Origin of the sequence: Paraburkholderia sacchari, assembly GCF_000785435.2 — a bacterium.
GTDB lineage: Bacteria > Pseudomonadota > Gammaproteobacteria > Burkholderiales > Burkholderiaceae > Paraburkholderia > Paraburkholderia sacchari.
The window spans coordinates 1-19,585 of sequence record NZ_JTDB02000011.1; the positions used below are offsets into that span (position 1 = coordinate 1).

General features: G+C 63.1%; 11 protein-coding genes and 4 pseudogenes. 3 read left to right on the plus strand and 12 right to left on the minus strand.

The features are described 5' to 3' along the window. Positions 1–187 precede the first annotated feature (187 nt). The 3 genes and pseudogenes from NH14_RS27950 to tssK all read right to left on the minus strand — a co-directional run. A pseudogene (locus NH14_RS27950) lies at positions 188–964 on the minus strand (type VI secretion system membrane subunit TssM); the annotation flags it as partial. Between the two features lie 30 nt (positions 965–994). Then, positions 995–2,326, minus strand: coding sequence for a type VI secretion system protein TssL, long form (gene tssL / locus NH14_RS27955; protein WP_035535412.1), 1,332 nt, complete (start codon positions 2,324–2,326; stop codon positions 995–997). A gap of 79 nt (positions 2,327–2,405) precedes the next feature. Further along, positions 2,406–3,401: pseudogene (tssK, locus tag NH14_RS27960) on the minus strand (type VI secretion system baseplate subunit TssK); the annotation flags it as partial. On the opposite strand from tssK, the pseudogene NH14_RS27965 reads away from it, so the two are divergent. Together NH14_RS27965 and NH14_RS27970 are read left to right on the plus strand one after the other, a co-directional pair. Then, positions 3,392–3,706, plus strand: a pseudogene (locus NH14_RS27965) (type VI secretion IcmF C-terminal domain-containing protein); the annotation flags it as partial. The pseudogenes tssK and NH14_RS27965 overlap by 10 nt on opposite strands. A 26-nt stretch (positions 3,707–3,732) precedes the next feature. Then, entirely contained in the window at positions 3,733–4,464 is a 732-nt protein-coding gene (locus tag NH14_RS27970; RefSeq protein WP_168727165.1) for a DotU/TssL family secretion system protein, read from the plus strand. Positions 4,465–4,475: 11 nt separating this feature from the next. On the opposite strand, the pseudogene NH14_RS27975 reads toward NH14_RS27970, so the two are convergent. The 3 genes and pseudogenes from NH14_RS27975 to NH14_RS27985 all read right to left on the minus strand — a co-directional run. Continuing rightward, positions 4,476–4,634: pseudogene (locus tag NH14_RS27975) on the minus strand (IS3 family transposase); the annotation flags it as partial. Between the two features lie 40 nt (positions 4,635–4,674). Then, positions 4,675–5,849, minus strand: a protein-coding gene (locus NH14_RS27980; protein WP_152617377.1) for an IS3 family transposase whose coding sequence is annotated in 2 segments (ribosomal slippage) — positions 4,675–5,600 and positions 5,600–5,849 — 1,176 coding nt in all. Because the reading frame shifts where the segments join, the coding sequence is not laid out codon by codon here. Positions 5,850–6,175: 326 nt separating this feature from the next. Next, positions 6,176–11,020, minus strand: coding sequence for an NAD-glutamate dehydrogenase (locus NH14_RS27985; RefSeq protein ID WP_035534006.1), 4,845 nt, complete (start codon positions 11,018–11,020; stop codon positions 6,176–6,178). 23 nt (positions 11,021–11,043) lie between these two features. Here NH14_RS27985 and NH14_RS27990 point away from each other — a divergent pair, with 23 nt between their 5' ends. Then, on the plus strand, positions 11,044–11,700 hold the full coding sequence (locus tag NH14_RS27990; RefSeq protein WP_152617323.1) for a hypothetical protein: 657 nt from the start codon (positions 11,044–11,046) through the stop codon (positions 11,698–11,700). Here NH14_RS27990 and NH14_RS27995 read toward each other — a convergent pair. The 6 genes from NH14_RS27995 to NH14_RS28020 all read right to left on the minus strand — a co-directional run bounded on the left by NH14_RS27995 (position 11,689) and on the right by NH14_RS28020 (position 19,459). Then, entirely contained in the window at positions 11,689–12,864 is a 1,176-nt protein-coding gene (locus NH14_RS27995) for a glycoside hydrolase family 53 protein (RefSeq protein WP_035534002.1), read from the minus strand. The genes NH14_RS27990 and NH14_RS27995 overlap by 12 nt on opposite strands. A 120-nt stretch (positions 12,865–12,984) precedes the next feature. After that, a complete protein-coding gene (locus tag NH14_RS28000) occupies positions 12,985–14,952 on the minus strand; it encodes a beta-galactosidase (RefSeq protein WP_035534000.1) in 1,968 nt (655 codons plus the stop codon). Positions 14,953–15,031: 79 nt separating this feature from the next. Continuing rightward, on the minus strand, positions 15,032–15,883 hold the full coding sequence (locus NH14_RS28005) for a carbohydrate ABC transporter permease (protein WP_035533998.1): 852 nt from the start codon (positions 15,881–15,883) through the stop codon (positions 15,032–15,034). Positions 15,884–15,903: 20 nt separating this feature from the next. Further along, complete coding sequence (locus NH14_RS28010; protein WP_035533996.1) at positions 15,904–16,809, minus strand: carbohydrate ABC transporter permease; 906 nt, start codon at positions 16,807–16,809, stop codon at positions 15,904–15,906. 90 nt (positions 16,810–16,899) lie between these two features. Beyond that, positions 16,900–18,183, minus strand: a complete 1,284-nt coding sequence (locus NH14_RS28015) for an ABC transporter substrate-binding protein (protein WP_084225962.1) — start codon at positions 18,181–18,183, stop codon at positions 16,900–16,902. Between the two features lie 124 nt (positions 18,184–18,307). Next, positions 18,308–19,459: an ABC transporter ATP-binding protein gene (locus NH14_RS28020; RefSeq protein WP_035533994.1), complete on the minus strand. Its 1,152-nt coding sequence runs from the start codon at positions 19,457–19,459 to the stop codon at positions 18,308–18,310. Positions 19,460–19,585: the final 126 nt, after the last annotated feature.

Genomic DNA, 19,585 nt, shown 5'->3' on the forward strand with positions numbered 1-19,585 from the left:
GGCGCCAAAGCCAGATTCAAAACCTGTCCGGCGGACTGCCAGGGCTCGCTGAATGGACACAAACGCCCTGCTGCTTCAGACGCTATCCTTCAACACGGAAAGGAGATAAAACCCGGGAAAGACAGAAGCAAACCTCATTAAAACCGGACATTTCTATTGAGCCGGGAGTCGGACATCTGTATCTGGCCGGGACATTTTGTGTAAGAGCAAAGTAGTAGTGTCGTACTTGGGCAGCCGTGTCGATCAGCACCGCATCGTTGGTGAGCCACCAGTCGACGTTGGCAGTTGGCTTCTGCGCGGCGCCTGCGGCACGCTGCATCTGTTCGGCAACCGGGAACGCGAGACCCGCGTTCAGCAGGGCGCTTGTCTTGCCCGAAGACTTCGAGCCGAGCGCGATATACCACGGCAATTCGTACAGGTAGCGTTTGCCCTGGAAAAGACGTCCGATCCCGCGCGCACCGGTTCGCATCGCCTTCAGGCGGGCGAGGGCGTCTGCCACGATGCCGCCGACCTCTTTCAGCTGTGCTGCGGCAGGCGACGGTTCCTTCTTGCCACCGAACGTCAGCATCCGGTCGACCAGCGAACGGTTGCTCTTCATCTCCTGCCAGAGGCGGAAGAGCCAGTACACGGCGAAAATGAACAGCACGACCGCGATGGCGATGATGCGTGCCGACTCCGGCGCGAAGGGCTGGGCCTTGCCAAACGTGAGCAGCGGCGTCGCGTACCAGATCAGCAGGCACAGCAACGCCACGACGACCGGGCTGGTTGACCAGCGGACCAGCCAGAGCAGGACGCCCGCGAGCAGCAGCGCGATGACGAGCACACGCATGCCTGCGCCTGCGAGCGGCTTCAGGCCGCCGAATGCGACAAAGGGTCCGACAAACCAGATCACCAGCGCGACAACAATCAGCGCGAGAAAGGCGAGGAATTGGCGCGAGACCAGAAACGACAGGAATTTTTTCATGCCTGGATGCAGACTGCTTTCATGGTTCCGTTATTCCGCGACCGTGATTTCGACACGTCGGTTCTGTGCACGACCCTGGGGCGTGCTGTTGTCAGCCACCGGGTCGGCGTCGCCCTTGCCAATGGCCTCCAGGCGGCTTGCCGGCACACCTGCGGCCTGCAACATCTGCATGACCTGCGTGGCGCGCTCTTCGGACAATGCGTCATTCGATGCAAACTGGCGGCTTCGGATCGGCACGTTGTCGGTATAGCCGAGCACCGAAACCTTGCCGGGTACCCTGGCAATCTCGGCAGCAATCTTCGCGATGAGCGGGCCCATCGTCGCCTTGACGGAAACACCCCCGGGCGGGAACATCGAATCGCCGCGGAACGTCACCGAACTGTGATGCGTGTCTTCGTCAACACTGACCGGGCCCGCGGCAATTTCGTCCTTGAGCAGCGTCTTCAGATGAAGGACCGGTGGCGCCGGTGGCGGCGTCATGTGTCCAATGTCGGCAATCTGCTTCTGGACCTCAGCGCTGCGACCCAGCAGTTCATACTTGAACCAGCCGAAGCAGCCAAGCAGGATGATCGAAAGCAGGGCTACCGTGATCCACACCGGGAAGTCGTAGAACGACGCTCGTCGACCCTTGACGTCGGACTGCCAGTGCGGCGAAAGGGCGACGGGCACGATGCCGCGCCTCGCCATGATTTCGTTGTAGATGCGCTGACGCACCGCTTCGTGCTTGCGGTGGCCGCCCGCTTCAAAACGGTAGCGGCCTTCGAAGCCCAGGCTCAGGATGCGGTAGATCACTTCGAGCAGGTCAAGATGCTCCTGCGGATCGGACATCAGCCGGCCGATGAGGAGGTAGACCTTGTCACCGCCCTGCCGGTCTTCGTGGAAGATCGTGGCCATCCCACGGGTCACCCATTCAACACCCGCGTCGTGGGTGTTCATACCCGAGGCTGCCACACCCGCATCCTTTCCACGCTGACTCAGCCCGGGCTGTACGGGCATCTTGCTGTTCTTGCCCCAGGTGGTCTGCATGGCCGCCTCGTCGATGGCGGTACACAGGCAGTAGCGGGCGCCGAGCATGTGGTCCCGCCGGATGCTGGTCTGCTCGCACAGCTTCTGGAAGGCACGCACTTCCTGCTCCAGCAGGTCGCGCAGTTGCTCAACCCGCTCATGATCGAGATGCTCCGGCATGTCAGCCAGCGCCCGCAGCAGGGGGCGCGCGGCCTCAAGCAACGGATTGTCCGCGGCCTTGATGGCCGCAAGACGTGTCGTGAGAGACTCGCCGGGCGGCAATTCGCGGCGGGGCGTTGCCTGGATTTCGTTGACGTCCGGGACTTGCCCCACCGGATCTATCGTTGCCTGTGGCATTCCTGCATTTCCTTGTCTGCTTTTCAGGTCGGGCCGGGCACGCTGTTGCCCTTTGTGGTGCCCTTTGTCATGCCCGTCGTTACCCGCGAATGCCCCACAATTCGAGCTTCAGCGAAGGGAATTCCCCCGCAATGTGCAGCGCCAGACCGCCACGGCGTTCGACGTCTTCCCAGAGCTGACCGGCGCGTGAGAGTTCGTAGTAGATGTAGCCCGCATTGAACGGGATCTGCCGCGGTGGCACCGGCAATGCCTGCAGCGTGATACCTGGCAGGTGACCCCGCACGAGATCAGGCAGGCGTTCGGAGGGACCGACCTTGGCCTGTGCAGCGAACTGCTGCTGCAGCGTATCGGGCGGCATCGCGGCGCTGACCGCGAGCACGACCGAGGTGAACCCATGCATTTCCGCCGGATCCACCACGGCATTGCGCATGCCGTAGCCGGCATCCGTCAGTTCGATGCTCTGCGCGCTGCGAACGAGTACGGCGTTGAGCAGCTGGTGGGTGTCATCGACGACCGGCTTCAGACACAGGTGCGGTGCCGTGTGCTGGTATGCCGGATGCGAATCGAGAGGCCGGCGCGTCGTGGTGCGGACATAAGTTGACAGCTCGCCCGCCATGCTGATGAGCAGGGCATAGAGGTCCGCGGGCGACGTGGTCGGCACGCGCCGCAGATGCTGTAACAGCGGTTCGTAGCGGTTGAGTGTTTGCAGCAGCAGGTAGTCCGACACCTCGGCCGCGGTGCCGGCCTTGCCGTCTGCACCGGTCAGACGCTGCGCGAGCGCCGTGGCACGCAGACGGGTGAGGTCATGGATTTTCGCAAGCCAGCTCTCGAGCAGGCTGCTTGCGCCGTAGGCTGAGACAGGCGGCACGAGGGTGTCGTCGAGCACAATGCTGCCGTCGGCGCGGATGGTCTTGACACGCGTGAGCGCAAGACCGATCCATGCATCGGTCATTTCCTTTTCGGGCACGAGACGCAGCCGCAGGTTGGACAGCTGGATTTTCTGTGAGCCCTGGCCGACCGAGTTGGTGTCGCGCAGGTCCGTGTTGAACACCGCGTAACGGGCGAGCGAACCCGCGTATCCGTCCCGACACTTCGACGATCTCAACCGATGGTCCCTGGGCCTTGATGCGCCTGCTGGCAAAGGGGCACGTCGTGGAGACGGCCACACCGGGAAAGACACGCGTGGCCTTCGATTTTGACGGGCGCAAGGCCGTGCTCGATATCGACAGCACCGGTAGCGTTGCCAACCCGCTCACCAGCGATGTCCTGAGAACGTTCCGCTGCCCAAGCTCGATGCCGGTATTTGGTCTCGCCGACAGCGGACCGCCGCCGGGCCTGCCTGCCGCGGGGCTTCCCATGGCGCCAGCCAGCCCGCATTGATCGAGCCCATCTCCGGATACGATCCCATGAGCGCGACAACCGCCTCGCCAGAACCGCGATATGACGCCGATCCTGTGGTGTCGTATCGCGCACGCGTGCGCGCGGCCGAAGGCGCAGCCAATCCCCTGCTCGAAGCCGCGCGCCCGCTGCTGGATGCACTTGCGAATACGCCCGCCGAACTCCATCCGGCCGGTGTTGCCCGGTATCGGCTGTGGCTGGTACAGCACCTCCGGATGTTCGGGAAAGTCTGCGGTGAACTCAGGCTGCCTGCGGAACACATCGAAAAGGCACGATACTGCCTGTGCTCCGCACTGGACGAAGCGGCAGAGCTGACCGACTGGGGCAATGGCTCAAAGCCTGGCATGGACTGGCGTGCTACGGGACTTGCCACCACATTCGGCCATGACCGGCAAGGTGGCGACCGCGTCTACGCCATCGCCACGGATGCCATGCACAATCAGCGTGAAAATCGCTGCCTCATTGAAGTCATCCAGCACATCCTCGACCGGGGATTCAGGGGCCGCTATCTCCTGACCTTGGGATACGCACGCAAGACATTGCTTCGGCACCGCGATCACATCTGGATGCTCGGCGGCGAAATGATTCGAAGCCGCCATGAAGATCCCGATCGCCTTGCCCTCCCGGTGGAAACCCTCCTGGACGAACTCATCGAAGAAGATGGCGGACCCCTCATTTGGCCAGCTATCTCCGAGTCCGAACAGGATTCTGAGGTTGCCCGCGAATTTCGTATCCGCTAACTGAGCGTTCGTTATGCCGCCTGCTGTCGCTGTGCAGCGTACCAACTTCTCTCGAACTGCATAGGACTGACGTAGTTCAACGTCGAGTGCAGACGCCCATGATTGTAGAAGCTCAACCAATCAATCACCTCGTCCATCGCCTCGCGACGCGTCGCAAAGCGCCGGCCGTGAGGTTGCCCGCGAATTTCGTATCCGCTAACTGAGCGTTCGTTATGCCGCCTGCTGTCGCTGTGCAGCGTACCAACTTCTCTCGAACTGCATAGGACTGACGTAGTTCAACGTCGAGTGCAGACGCCCATGATTGTAGAAGCTCAACCAATCAATCACCTCGTCCATCGCCTCGCGACGCGTCGCAAAGCGCCGGCCGTGAATGCGCGCTTGCTTGAGCGATCCCCACAGGCTCTCGGTGGGCGAATTGTCCCAGCAATTGGCCTTGCGGCTCATCGAACAACGCATGCCGTAGCCCTTGAGCAGGGTCTGGAATTCATCGCTGCAATATTGGCTCCCACGGTCGCTGTGCAGGATCAGGCCGACCTCGGGGCGACGGCGGAACCACGCCATACGCAACGCGTCAGAAACCAGCTCGGTGCGCATGTGCGGCTTGAGCGACCAGCCCACGACCTGACGGCTGAACAGGTCCAGGATGACGGTGAGGTACAACCAGCCCTCGTCGGTCCAGAGGTACGTGATGTCTGTCGTCCAGACCAGATCAGGCCTGGCCGGCGAGAACTCACGCTGCAGCAGGTTCGGCGCGACCGGCAGATTGTGTCTGCTATCGGTCGTGGCCTTGAACCGGCGCTTGGTGCGCGCCTTGACGCCATGCAGTTTCATGAGCCGTTGAACCCGGTCCTTGCTCACGCGGATGCCTTGAGCCAGCAGCTTTTTCCAGACGCGCGGCCAGCCGTATTCGCCTTTGGATTCGGCGTACACGGCACGGATGTGGACCAGCAGTGCGTCGTTGCTAATGCGTTGGCGCGGCCGCTCGGGATCGACATCAACAGCCTTGCGTCGGTGATAGCCACTGGGGCTGACGCCCAGCGCCTGGCAGGCTACGGAAACCGGCCATTGCCGGCTGTGTCGTTCGATCCACGCGTACTTCACACCGACCCCTTCGCGAAGTACGCCGTCGCTTTTCCCAGGATATCGCGCTCCATCTTCACGCGGGCCAACTCGGCGCGCAGCCGGGCAATTTCCATCTGCTCGGCCGACACCTGTTTGCCCGCCCCATTGAGCTTGCCCGCATCGTCGGCCTTGATCCATGCATTCAGCGTCTGCGTACTGATGCCCAGAATCTTCGCCGTCGCCGCCTGGCTCTGGCCATTACGCACCATGCGCACCGCTTCAATCTTGAATTCCAATGTGTACCGCGCTCTCGGGTTGCCCATCATTCCTTCCTCCTTCACTGAGTTTTACACACTCTCAGCAAGGGATACGTTTTTCGAGGGCAAGGTCTTTCCTTCGATGCAACATGTCGCAAGCTCTATAAGTATCGGGATCGAGCTTCACCCGGCTAGCCGCGCACAATAATTCACCCATAGATTCCGCCGACGATCCATATTTATTAGTTATCGAAATAATTTGGATGTGGATTTACATTGAATTCCGATTATAAAATGCGGTCGGCTTGATTGACTGGCGCAGCGCCAATTCGAGAATGCTTCACGGGAACCACCCGCATTGAGCCGACGGTTCCCGCGAGTTGTCTAGCACCTCAAGATCGCTCCAGCGCCGCCATCGCGCGCACGATTACCAGCAGCACGGCAAGGCTCACGCCGCTCGTCGCACGCAACTCCGTGAGCAGGTGTCCGTAACGTTCGAGCGCGGCCTCGTGCTGTTCGCACCAGGCATCCACGAGGGCTTGCGCATCGGCGCTGTCTGGCGCGGCGGCAAGCGCGTTCGTGGTGAGCGCGCGCTTGAGGCGCGCCACCTCCGCAAGCGCGGCTGCACGCGCCATCGTGTCCCAGTGCGTGGGCGTAGGCAGTGCCGCCGCGCGTTCTCCGATCCAGCCGTAGTTCAGGCGCATGTCCAGCGCGAAATACGCTGCCGCCACGTGCTCGAGCGGCCGGTCGCACGCCGCCGCCACATCGGCGATATCGAGCAGCGCGATGGAAATTTCACCGCTGGCCACACGCACCGCCAACGCGCTTTCCACGCCCGCGTTCACGAGCGCCGCCTGGCGCGCCGACAACGCTTCGAGATCGCCAGCGGGCAACAGCGCCGGCAATTGCGGCGCGAGCCGCTGCGCCGCGTCGCGGCAACGCGCGAGCAACGCGCCTTCGCTGTCCACCGCGCCCGCCTGCAGATGCCGCAGGAACCAGAGCGCAGCGCGTTCGAGCAGCCGCGCAACGTCGACGAACATGCGTGCCTGCACGTCGTCGGGCACGCGATTGTCGAGCGCGTCGATGTCTCGCCACACATCGTTCAGGTCGAACACGTCGCGCGCCATAATGCATGCGCGCACGATGTCGCCGGGCTGGACGTCGGTTTCTTCCATCAGGCGATGCACGAACGCGCAGCCCACGCGGTTCACGAGTGCGTTCGTCAGATGGGTCGCGAGAATCTCCCGGCGCAGCGGATGGCGCTGCATCGGTTCGCTGTAGCGCTGCTGCAGCGGCTTCGGAAAATAATCGATCAGTAAGTTGGCAACGAGCGGATCTTCCGGCACGTTCGACTCGAGCAGCGCGTCGTAGAGCCACATTTTGCTGTAGGCGAGCAGCACGGCGCGCTCGGGCGACGTGAGGCCGAGCTTCGCGGCCTGGCGTTCCGCGATTTCATCGTCGGTCGGCAGGAACTCGATGGCGCGGTTCAGGCGGCCAGCGCGTTCGAGCCAGCGCATGAGCCGCGTTTCCGCGTCGAGTAGTTCCGCGCTGTAGCGCCCGGCAATCGAGAGCGCCTGGGTCTGGTAGTAGTTGTCGCTGAGCACGAGCAACCCTACCTCATCAGTCATGTCGGCGAGCAGCGTATTGCGCTGCTTCATGGTCATCTCGCCATCGGCCACCACGAGGCCGAGCAGGATCTTGATGTTGACTTCGTGGTCCGAACAGTCGACGCCCGCTGAATTGTCAATGGCGTCGGTATTGATGCGCCCGCCGCGCTGGGCGAATTCGATGCGGCCGAACTGCGTGACGCCCAGGTTGCCACCCTCGCCCACTACCTTGCAGCGCAGTTCCGCGCCGTTCACGCGCACTGCGTCGTTCGCCTTGTCGCCTACCTGGGCGTGTGTCTCGCGTGCGGCCTTCACATAGGTGCCAATGCCGCCGTTGTAGAGCAGATCGACCGGCGCAAGCAATATCGCGCGAATCAATTCGGTTGGCGGAAGCGAGGCCGCTTCGATGCCAAGCGCGCTTTGCACGGCGGACGACAGCGGAATGGTCTTCACGGTGCGCGCGAACACGCCGCCGCCCGCCGAAATGGCTGCGGGATCGTAGTCGGCCCAGCTCGAGCGCTCGAGCGCGAAGAGCCGGCTGCGTTCCGCGAAGCTCGTTGCCGGATCGGGATTGGGGTCGAGAAAGATATGCCGATGATCGAACGCGGCAACAAGCTTGATATGCGGCGAGAGCAGCATGCCGTTGCCGAACACGTCGCCAGACATGTCGCCGATACCGACCACGGTGAAGTCGGTCGACTGCGTATCCACGCCCATCTCGCGGAAGTGCCGCTTGACCGATTCCCACGCGCCGCGCGCCGTGATCGCCATCTTCTTGTGGTCGTAGCCCACCGAGCCGCCCGAAGCAAAGGCGTCGTCGAGCCAGAAGCCGTATTCGTGCGAAATTGCGTTGGCGTAGTCGGAGAAGGTCGCGGTGCCCTTGTCCGCCGCGACCACCAGATACGGATCGTCGGGGTCGTGGCGCACCACGTCGGGCGGCGGTACGATCGCGTTGTTCACGAGGTTGTCGGTGAGATCGAGCAGGCCGCGCAGGAAGGTCTGATAGCACGCCACGCCTTCGCGCATCCACGCTTCGCGGTCGGTGAGCGGCGGCGGATTCTTCACCACGAAGCCGCCCTTCGAGCCCACCGGCACGATCACCACGTTCTTCACCATCTGCGCCTTCATGAGGCCGAGCACCTCGGTGCGGAAATCCTCGCGCCGGTCGGACCAGCGCAGGCCGCCGCGCGCAACCCGGCCGCCGCGCAGGTGCACGCCTTCCACACGCGGCGAGTAGACCCAGATCTCGAACATCGGCTTGGGCTCGGGCAGCCCGGGCACTTTTGCCGGATTGAACTTGAACGACAGTGACGCAAGCGGCGCGCCGTCCGCATCGCGACGGTAATAGTTGGTGCGCTGCGTCGCGTTGATGACGCCCAGAAATTGCCTGAGTATGCGGTCTTCGTCGAGATTGGGCACCTGGTCCAGCGCGCTTTCGATGGCTTTGAGCGCGCGCTCGGCGCGCGCTTCACGCGCTTCTCCCACATCGTCGACCACGGGATCGAAGCGGATGACGAACAACTCGACGAGCTGGCGCGCGATGGCCGGGTTGCCAGTGAGCGCGCGCTCGATATAGGCGTCGCTGAACGTCGATCCCACCTGGCGCAGATACTTCGCATACGCGCGCAGAATGGTGACTTCGCGAGCGCTCAAATAGGCGCGCAGCACGAGGCGATTGAAGTCGTCGTTCTCGATGCGCGCGGTCCACACGGCTTCGAATGCGTCTTCGAACAGGTCTTTCACGCGTTCGATGTCGAACTCCGCGTCATCTGCGAGTTCGAGGCCGAAATCGTGCACCCAGGCAGGGTCGCAGCCTGGCGCTTCGATGACGTATGGCCGCTCTTCATCCACGCGCACGCCCAGATGTTCGAGCATCGGCAGGCTGCGCGACAGCGCGATGGCTTCGCCCGTGCAGTACACCTTGAAGCGGAACGCGCGCGGTCCGGATTCGATGGGCCGGTAGAGATTCATGGCAATGCGCCGCGTGCCCTGCACGCGCTCGATCAGATCGATATCGCGCACCGCCGTGCGCGCCGGATAGTCGTCGCGGTAGCCAGCGGGAAACGAATCGGCGTAGCGGCGCAGGAGCCGCGTGCCCTGCTCTTCGCCGAATGCGTCGAGCAAAGCGTCGGCCAGATCGTCCTGCCAGCGCCGCGTGACCTGAACGAGCCGCGCCTCCAGCTCGCGTGTGTCCACTTGCGGCATCGTGCCGGTTTTCGAATGGACTACGAAATGAATGCGCGCGAGCGCCGACTCGGAAAGCAGCGGTGTGAATTCCACCGATTCGCCGTTGAACGCTTCCTTGAGCAGATTTGCAACCCGCAGGCGCAGATCCGTGTTGTACTTGTCGCGCGAAACGTACACGAGGCAGGACACGAAACGGTCGAAGCGGTCGCGCCGCACGAACAGACGCGTGCGCTGGTGTTCCTGCAAGCGCAACACGCCCATGGCGACATCGAAAAGGTCGTCTTCGTCGGCCTGGAAGAGTTCGTCGCGCGGCCAGGTTTCGAGCACGGTGACGAGCGATTTGCCCAGGTGCCCTTTGGGCAGGAAACCCGCACGCCGCACGATGTTTGCGCATTTGCGGCGCACGATGGGGATTTCGGAACTGGAAACCATGTAGGCCGTGGAGGTGTAGAGCCCCAAGAAGCGCCGCTCGCCGCACACCTTGCCGTCCTGCCCCACGAGCTTTACGCCCACATAGTCGAGATAGCCGGGGCGGTGCACGGTTGCGCGCGAGTTCGCCTTGGTCAGGAAGATGGGCCACGCGCCCGCGACGATTTCCGTCGCCGCGCTGGGCAGCGGGGTAACGTCGGGCGCGCCGGGCACGCGCAGCGACTCGCGCAGGATGCCGAGGCCCGAGCCTTCCACGCCGCGCAGGGCGAAGCCGTCGCCATGCTCGACGAGCGCGTAGTCGCGCTGGCCGAGGAACGTGAAATGGTCGGCCGCCATCCATTCGAGAAACGCGCGCGATTCGACGTCTTCGGCGCTGCTTTCGCGCGCCTTCATGCTCTTGATCGTGGCGCGCACCACCTCCACGATCTTCGGCCAGTCCTCAACCGCAGCGCGCACATCGCCTAGCACCTTGGCGATGGAACTGCGTAATTCTTCGAGTTTTGCTGCATCGCCGCAGCGGTCGACTTCGAAATGGATGAACGAGGCGAGCTGCGATTGACCATCGTCCGCGCCCGCGCCGCCCACGTCCACCCGCACGATTGCGCCATCCTTGCCGCGCCAGATCCGAAACACCGGATGCATCACCGAATGCAGCGCGAGCCCGAGCTTGTTGACGGCCATGGAGACCGAGTCGACGAGAAACGGCATGTCGTCGTTGACGATCTCGATCACCGTGTGGTCGGAGTGCCAGCCGTGCTGCTCGAGGATCGGGTTGTAGACGCGCATGCGCTCGCTGCCCGGCACGAAGCGCTGCGCCGCTTGCCAGTGCGCCATGGCGGCGCCGTAAAGATCGGCCACGCTGCGGCTGCGCAGGTCTTCGGCGTCGACGAAGTCGTAGTAATGCCTCAGAAAAGGTTCGACGATCTGGAAAGTGGATTCGGGTAAACGCTCACACGCGAATTCCACTAGATCGGAGAGCAGATGGGTGACGAATTCCTCGTTTCTCACTTGCATGGCGGACTCCAGAAAGGACGGCCATGGACTGCATCGGCGGGAGTCCATTATGCACCGGCCTCACGCTGGAAAGGGTCTGGATGTGCGCTTCGCGTGCGGTGCTGAATGGCGTGGCGCGCCGCATCGCAGCATTTTTAGTGCCACATTTGCCGGTGCGCTGTTCCATTTACGGGGCTCGAATACCGGTTGCGGGAAAGCGACAATTAACGCCTGAAATGACTGCATTTCGTTTAATGGACTCGTATACTCCCGGCGTAAAGTCGAATCTGCCGGAGCAGCTCCGCTGCCAGCGCTTCCCGGCTTTCAGGAGACATGTGGTGGATTCGTTTAGCAATACGAGGCAATTGACGCTGTACGCGATGATCGCGTGCGCAGCGCTATTGGCTCCGGCGCTTGCTCAGGCGCAGGAAGCCGGCGCCGCGGGCGGCGCCCTTAGCGGAGCGTTTTTCAACGGCTCCAGCGTTTCGATCAAGGCCGCGCGCAACGTCCTCGACAGCGCCAGGGTCGACAATCTCACCCTTCCCCAACCCGATTCATCCGGAAAATCGAAGGCGCCGCCGCCGCGCGTGATGCCTTTCATCGACGGCGGCTATGGGCGCAGGCGGCCGGCAGTAGGCCTCGACTTCTCGTTCGAGTTGGGCCAGACACGCAACAGCCAGCCAGCATCGTCACCGGTTTAGCTTGAATACGTCGATGGACGACAACGCGCGCCCCTGGAAGTCGAATAGTGTGTTGTTGTCCCACTGATCGCCCGTCCCCACTTTCCAGCCCACATTGGGCGTGGGTATCCATTCGGGCTCCCACCAGAAAACGCCCTTGCCACGCCCGTTGGGAATCCCCTTCACGACCTTCGTAAGCGCTGCAAAAAATTGCGCTTGCCCCTCGGGCGTGGGCGCAAACGTGAGCGTGCCGGTGTTGGTCATCGTGTCAGGTTCGGAATCGCCGTCGCTCGTGGTCCACGGGTAGGCGGTCTCGACCACGACAATGTCCTTGCCGTAACGCGTCGCGAGATCGTTCGCGTTGTTCTGCAGGTCGTCGAGCGAACCCTGCCACTGCGGGTAGTACGAGAGGCCGATCAGGTCAAAACTCACGCCGCGCTGCACCGCGCTGTCGAACCACCAGCGACTTGTGGCGTTATTGCCGCCGCTGTCGATATGCAGCATGTGCTTGATTCGCGAGTCGACTGACTTCACGGCATCGTGCGCCGTTTTCAGCAGCGTCGCGAGATTGTCCCACTGGTCGTACTTGCCGAGCGGCCAGAGCATACCGCCCGTGATCTCGTTGCCGGTTTGCACCCATTCGGGCCGCACGCCGTCCTCGCGCAGCATGCGCAGCACGCTGGAGGTGTAGTCGGCGAGCAGATCGCAGGTCTGCGCGAGATTCTTGCCCGCCCACGCATGCGGCGGGTACTGCTTGCCGGGGTCGGCCCACCAGTCGCTGTAGTGGAAGTCGATCAGCACCCGCAATCCCAGTTCGGCCGCGCGCCGGGCAAGCACGCGCACATGCTGCGCGTTGTTGTATCCAGTCTTCGGGCTTTGGTCCGCGGGGAAATAATCAGGATTGCCAGGGTCGTTCCAGACTTTGATGCGGATGGCGTCCAGGCCGTGGCGCTTGAAGATGTGCAGGCAGTCGTCGGCCTTGCCGTGGTCGTAGAAGCGCGCGCCGTTCGCCTCTAGTTCCAGCAATGTCGAGAGGTCCGCCCCCATGGCAAAGCGCTCGCCCGCTCCCGCTGCCCCATCCTCTCCCTTCGACCCGGCGGCGAGCGCCGCCGAAGAAAACGAAGCGCCCATACCCGATGCAAGCGCGGTACCGGCCAGCAAGGACAGCATCTCTCTTCTATTCATCTGTGCTCCTCCGTGGGTTGTGGCGGACCGTGCAGGCGTTGCGGCGGTCCGCTTGCTGATGCGAAGCATGGCGCCGTCGCGGCGATGGACGGCGTGGTGTCGAATATTGCTATGGCGCGCTCAGTGCGGGTCGCGCCAGGCGCATACGTCACCCGTGCAGAGCGCGGCTTCTCCGAGCACGAATTGCGCGCGTGCAGGCGCCGGGGCCTGCACGCGCGTATCGCCGAAGTTGAATGCGAAGGTCAGCCCGCCGCGCCGCGCAAGACGCAGGCCCTCCGGCAGCGCTTGCGGCACGAGTCCCGACGCTCGCGCGGCATCGCCGAGCACGGCGTAATGCAAGCCGTGAGTAAGCCACGCAGCCACGTAGCGCACGCGGCCCCGCGAAACGAGCGCGGGCCAGCCGTCGTCGAATCGGGCATCGACGCGTGCGCCGTCGTTCGGCCGCACGTGCTCGCGCCAGTGAATCGCAGTTCCGCTCGCTTCGCCGATGGAGATTGCGGGCGCGAGCGTGGGCCGCAGCGACTCGGCCTCCAGCACCTGGAACGGCAGCACACGCTGCAACGCGCCGGGCGGCAGCGTGTCTGGAATGGCGAAGTTCGTCGTCTTCGAACCGCTGCGCGGCCCGATCACCCAGTGCGCGTCGCTACGTTCGATCTGCGCGACAAATGCATTGTCGATCACCGCCAGCGACGGTACCACCACGAGTCGGTATGCCGAAAGATCCGCGTGACGCGAAACGATGTCCACGTCGAACCCTTGCTCGCGCAGCGCGCTGTAATAGTCGAACGCGAGCGTCTGATAATCGAAGCCCGCACCGTGACGCTGGATCTCGAAGATCCATTGCGTTTCGTAGTCGAACACGAGCGCGACCGCGGCGCGCTCCGTGGGCGCGAGCGAACGCAGCGCCTCGGTCCCCGCAATCTCACGCGTGGCCTGCGCCACCTCCTTGCCGCCCGGCGAAAGCTCGTCGTTCGGCAGATTCAAGCCGGAATGCATCTGCTCCTGTGCATACGGGCACTGACGCCAACGGAAATACGAAACGAGTTCGGCACCGTGCGCGAAGGCCTCGTAGGCCCACAGACGCACCATGCCGGGCGCCGGCACCGGGTTCCAGGCCGCCCAGTTGACCGGTCCCGCCTGCTGCTCCATCACCCAGAAGCGGCCAGCGCCAACGCCGCGATAGCGGTCGTGGTCAAACGCCGAGACGTCCGGATGCGCGGTGCGCGCATAACGGGCCTTCTGCGCGTCGGGCAAGCCAATCGACTCGGTGCGCGCAATCGGATAGCTATCCCAGGTTGCGACATCGATGGCCTTATCCGCCGCGAAGCGGTAGTGATCGAAGGTCGTGAAAAAACCCATGAAGTTGTGCAACACGTCCGCGTGGGGCGCATGGCGGCGCAGCACATCCGCCTGTTCGCGATGGAAGCTCGCCACCTCGTCCGACATGTAGCGACGGAAGTCCAGCAGGTGTGAAGGATTGGCGTCGGTAGGCGTGAGCACCGGCAGCCCGACCTGCTCGAACGACGGATACTCCATGCTCCAGAACACATTGCCCCACGCGGTGTTCAGCGCCTCCACGGTACCGTAGCGCTGCTGCAGCCACGCCCGAAAGCGCCGCAGCGCGGCGGGCGAATAGCTCGGCACGGTTTCGTGGCAGCCGAGTTCGTTGTCGGTCTGCCATGCCACCACGGCGGGATGCTTGCCGTAGCGCTGTGCCATCGCCTCGGTAATCCGTACGCATTCCTGACGATAAATATCAGAAGCAATGTCGTAATGCCGGCGCGATCCCTGATTCCAGCGCGTACCGTCTGCGCGCACGGGCAAGATCTCGGGATGACGCTCGATGAGCCACATCGGCGGCGCAGCCGTGGGTGTGCCGAGCACGAGCTTCAGGCCTTGCGCGGCCAGCGTCTCGATCGCCTCATCGAGCCATTCCCAATCATGGACGCCCGCGCGCGGCTCCATCCGGCTCCAGGCGAATTCGGCTATGCGCACGTGCGTGATGCCCAGTTCGGCCATGCGGCGTGCGTCGTTGGCCCACATCGAGCGCGGCCATTGTTCGGGGTAGTAGCAGACACCGATTTGCATGAGTAAAAAATCCAGTTCAGAACAGAGAAGCAATCGAGACGACTAGAAAAAGGACCTTCGGCGCTCGCAGGGGGGGAGATCAGCCCTTGCTCGCGCCGAAGGTCAGTCCCGCGACAAAGTGTTTCTGCATGGCGAAGAACATCAGCACGGAAGGCAGCGCCGCGAGCACCGAGCCGGCGGCAACGAGGTTCCATGCGGTGGTCCACTGCCCCTTGAGCGCGGCCACGCCCACGGTGATCGGCGCGGCGTCGTCGCCTTGCGTGAGGCACAGCGCCCAGAAGTAGTCGTTCCAGACGAACGTAAAAACGAGGATGCCGAGTGCGGCGAGCGCGGGCCGCACCAGCGGCATCACGATGCGCCAGTAAATGGTCCACTCGCTGGCGCCTTCCACGCGCGCCGCCTCGATCAGCTCGAACGGCAGTTGCTTGATGAAATTGCGCAGAAAGAGCGTGCAAAAACCGGCCTGGAATGAAACATGAAAGATGATGAGCGCCCAAACCGTGTTGTAGAGCCCGAAGCGCAGCGCCATGTCGCGCACCGGAATCATGAGAATCTGGATAGGGACGAAGTTGCCCGCGACGAAGGCGAACAGCACGGCCGTGTTGCCGCGAAACCGGTAGGTAGAAAGCGCGAAGCCCGCCATCGAAGCCAGCGCAATCGCGCCGATCACCGAAGGTACGGTAATCAACAGACTGTTGGCGAAATAGTGAAGCATGGGCGTTTGCGTGAGCGCCGTGCCGTAGTTTTCGAACAGGGCGAAATGCTTCGGCCAGCCCCAGTAATCGCCTTGCTGCAGTTCGTCGGTGGAGCGGGTGGACGTGAGCAGCACCGCGAGCATCGGCAGCAGCCAGACGATCAGCGTAATCGGCAGCGAGATTTTGTAGAGCGTGCGGCTCGCGGGTTTCCAGCGTTCTACGGGAAGCGGATACATGGGCAATGACTCCGTCGATTTCAGCGTTCTTCGCGCAGCATGCGGCGCAGGTGGAACACGATGTACACAAGCATGATGGCGAACAGCACCACGGCAATCGACGCCGAATAGCCTTCGCGGTAGTACTTGATCGCCTGGTCATACATGAAAAATGCCAGCACGGTCGAGCTGTCGAATGGACCGCCTCCGCTCATCACCGCGATGAGGTCGAAGCTGCGCAGCGCGCCAATCACGGTCAGCACGATCGCCATGAAGGTGACCGGGCGAAGCTGCGGCAAGACCACGTGCCAGAAAAGGCGCCAGCCCGTCGCGCCTTCCATGCGCGCGGCCTCCACGATCTCGGGATTGATCGACGTGAGGCCGGTGAGATAGAGCACCATGCAAAATGGCGTTTGCGGCCACAGCGCGGCGAAGATGATGCCCAACGTGACGAGCTTCGGGTCGCCCAACACCGGCACGCCATGGCCCATGATCAGGCGCAGCAGGCCGAATGTAGGGTCGTAGAACCACGAGAACACGAGACCGACCACCACGCCCGAAAGCACGAAAGGCGCAAAAAACAGCGATTTCACAAGGCGGATGCCGCGCACGCGTTGATTGAGGTACAACGCGAACAGCAACCCGAACGGCGGCGCGAGCAGGAACAACACGAGCCACAGCAGGTTGTTCTTGAGCGCCGTGTAGAACGTATCGGTGTGGAACAGTTCGACATAGTTCGCGAGTCCCACGAAGGTCTTCGCGGTCATGCCGTCCCAGTTGTAGAAGCTCAGGGTGATGCTGCTGAAGATCGGGTAGATCACGCACAGGGTGAATAGCACGCAACCGGGCAGCAGGAACAAGAGCGCGGCGCGATTCTGCTGGCGGCGCGCCGTGGACGCGCGGTGCGTTCGCGACGCCGTAAAGGGGCGCGCCATTGTGTCGGACATAGATGAGTTCTCGCGAGACATTACGCAATACGAACGATGTAAAATGCCGTCATCGCGCGCCAGCGGACTAACCGCCGGCGCGTGCGGCGCTTACTTGTGATAGATGCGCTGACGCGTGGTTTCGAGGCGTGCGAGCAGCGCATCGATCTGCGACGGATCGCTGTAGAACTGCTGCATCGCCTTCATGCCCTCGTCGGCCATCTCCTTTTGCATGTCGCGGTCGTAGAACTGCGCAATGCCGCCGCGCGTGTTCGAGAGCGTCTGGAAGCCCACCTTCGAGATGGCGTCCTCAGGCTCGGGCGCCTTGTTGTTCGACGGCAGCGTGCCCCAGCCGCGTGCGAGATCCGCGTTGATTTGCGGGGTTTCCATGAATGCCAGCAAGCGCCGCGCATCGGCCTTGTTCTTCGCCTTGGCGGGAATCAGCAGCACGTTGACCGGGCCGTCCTCGGCCATCGGCACGCTGGCGTCGATCACCGGAAAGCGGAAAAAGCCCACGTCCTGCTTCATGCTGGCCGGAAAGCTCGCGGAGAAGAACGTGCCCATCAGCATCATCGCGGCCTTGCCGTTCACGAGCACCGGCGCGATCGAATCGACGTCGTAGGACAATGCGTTGTCCATGAAGTAGTGGCTGTCGATCAGCGTCTTCCAGGCGGTGAAAACTTTTTTGACGCGCGCGTCGGTATAGGGAATCTCGCCGGCCATCAATTGCTGGTGAAACGCGTTGCCGTTGATGCGCAGGTCGAGATAGTCGAACCATGCGGCCAGCGTCCAGCTATCGCGCGCGGCCACGGCAATGGGCTGCACGCCGCTCGCCTTGAGTTTCTTGCAGGCGTCGAGAAACTCGTTCCATGTTTTCGGCTCGGCCTTTATGCCAGCCTTCTGGAACAGGTCCTTGCGATAGAAAAAGCCATACGCGTCGTAGCCTAGCGGCGCCGCATACTGCTTGCCTTTGTAGGTCGAAGGCTCCTTCACCGATGCGTACTGTTCATTCCAGCCGTTCTTCGCCCAGTCGGCCGAGAGGTCCTCCAGCAAACCGCGCTGCGCGTAATAGGCCATGCGCTCGCCGTCGTGCCAGGAGACCACGTCGGGCGGATCGGTGGCGAGCCAGCCGCTCATCTGCACCTTGTAGGCTTCTTCGGTGATATAGGACACCTTGAGATCGACGTCGGGATTGGCCTTCTTGAACTTGTCAAAGGCGTCCTGCCAGGTCGAGCGCTGGTTGCCGCGCGCAGCAACGTTGACGGTGAGCGTCGCGGCATCGGCCACGCCGCTCGCGAACGAGCCTGCCACCACGGCCACCGCAGCCACGGCGGCCGTGGTCCGCGCCAGAGTGCTCAAGTTGCGAAAGCGGGTACGAAAACGCTGTGCAAACATCGGTTGTCTCCTGTCTTGCTGCCTGGTTTGACTTTCGTGTCCGGCAGCGGGCTGCCGCCGGTCGTGCCGACCCGCTCTTGCGGCGGGGTGAAATCGATTCATTGTTTCTCATGCACCGCCGCGCTCAGGCCGCCGCTATCAACGGCACCCCCGGCGCATTCGTGACGGTCAAGCGCCGCCGCGCCGCACCGCTTTGCTCGAACAGATGGCAAGCTTCGGCGGGCACGCGTACGCGCAGCCGCTCGCCCACGCCAACGGGCGTATCGCCGGGAGCTTTCGCCACGAGCGTGCCCGCCGCATGATCGGCGTGCAGGTAGCTGTGCTCGCCAAGACGCTCGGCCAGCACTGTCGTGCAAGCGATCGACTGGCCGTCGCCATCGAGACGCAAATGCTCGGGCCGCACGCCCAGCGTCACGCGCTCGCCGCGTTGCAGGCCGCGCCCGTCCACGCTGGCGTGCAGCAGCTCGCCGCTCGCAAGCGTCACTCGCACGCCAGAGTCTTCTACCGAATCCACTTGGCCATCGATGAAATTCATGCGCGGCGAGCCGATAAAACCAGCCACAAAACGCGACTTCGGATGGTGATAGAGCTCGAGCGGCGCCCCGCTCTGCGCCACGCTGCCGTGGCGCTCCATTTCCGCGCCCGCATGCAGCAGCACGATGCGGTCCGCCAGCGTCATCGCCTCCACCTGGTCGTGCGTGACGTAGACCACGCTCGCGTTTTCGAAGCGCTGATGCAGGCGTGCAATCTCCACGCGGGTGTGGCTGCGCAATGCGGCGTCGAGGTTCGAGAGCGGCTCGTCGAAAAGGAACACGCCTGGCTCGCGCACGATCGCGCGCCCGATGGCCACGCGCTGACGCTGTCCGCCCGAAAGCGCCTTCGGGTGCCGGTCGAGCAGCGCTTCGAGTTGCAGGCTGCTTGCGGCGGCGCGCACGCGGCGCTCGATTTCGGCCTTCGGCACCTTGGCGATCTTCAGGCCGAACGCCATGTTTTCGAACACCGTCATGTGCGGGAAGAGCGCGTAACTCTGGAACACCATCGCCACGCCGCGCTCGGCTGCGCTCACCTCGTTGACCACCCGGCCGCCGATACGCAGCTCCCCTTCGCTCAGGTCTTCGAGACCCGCGATCATGCGCAGGAGCGTGGACTTCCCGCAGCCCGAAGGGCCAAGGAACACGCAGAATTCGTGATGGCCGATGTCGAGATCGACACGCCGGATCACGGGCGCGTGCTCGCCGTATTGCTTGCCGACGTTCGTCAACTGGATCATCGCCATGGATTCGTCTCCTCCAATTCGTTATCGCGGCCCGCCGGATTTAAGCGCTTAAATTTTTAGCCACAAATTTAGCCGGGGGACTTGCGCGACGGGTATTTAACCGCTTAAATTTCTGCACGGTCCTGC

Coding starts and splice junctions, on each gene's coding strand:
- NH14_RS27970 (WP_168727165.1), top strand. CDS start 3,733: ATGAGCGCGACAACCGCCTCGCCAGAACCGCGATATGACGCCGATCCT.
- tssL (WP_035535412.1), bottom strand. CDS start 2,326: ATGCCACAGGCAACGATAGATCCGGTGGGGCAAGTCCCGGACGTCAAC.
- NH14_RS27990 (WP_152617323.1), top strand. CDS start 11,044: ATGGACTGCATCGGCGGGAGTCCATTATGCACCGGCCTCACGCTGGAA.
- NH14_RS27985 (WP_035534006.1), bottom strand. CDS start 11,020: ATGCAAGTGAGAAACGAGGAATTCGTCACCCATCTGCTCTCCGATCTA.
- NH14_RS28015 (WP_084225962.1), bottom strand. CDS start 18,183: ATGTTTGCACAGCGTTTTCGTACCCGCTTTCGCAACTTGAGCACTCTG.
- NH14_RS28020 (WP_035533994.1), bottom strand. CDS start 19,459: ATGGCGATGATCCAGTTGACGAACGTCGGCAAGCAATACGGCGAGCAC.
- NH14_RS28005 (WP_035533998.1), bottom strand. CDS start 15,883: ATGTATCCGCTTCCCGTAGAACGCTGGAAACCCGCGAGCCGCACGCTC.
- NH14_RS27995 (WP_035534002.1), bottom strand. CDS start 12,864: ATGAATAGAAGAGAGATGCTGTCCTTGCTGGCCGGTACCGCGCTTGCA.
- NH14_RS28010 (WP_035533996.1), bottom strand. CDS start 16,809: ATGTCCGACACAATGGCGCGCCCCTTTACGGCGTCGCGAACGCACCGC.
- NH14_RS28000 (WP_035534000.1), bottom strand. CDS start 14,952: ATGCAAATCGGTGTCTGCTACTACCCCGAACAATGGCCGCGCTCGATG.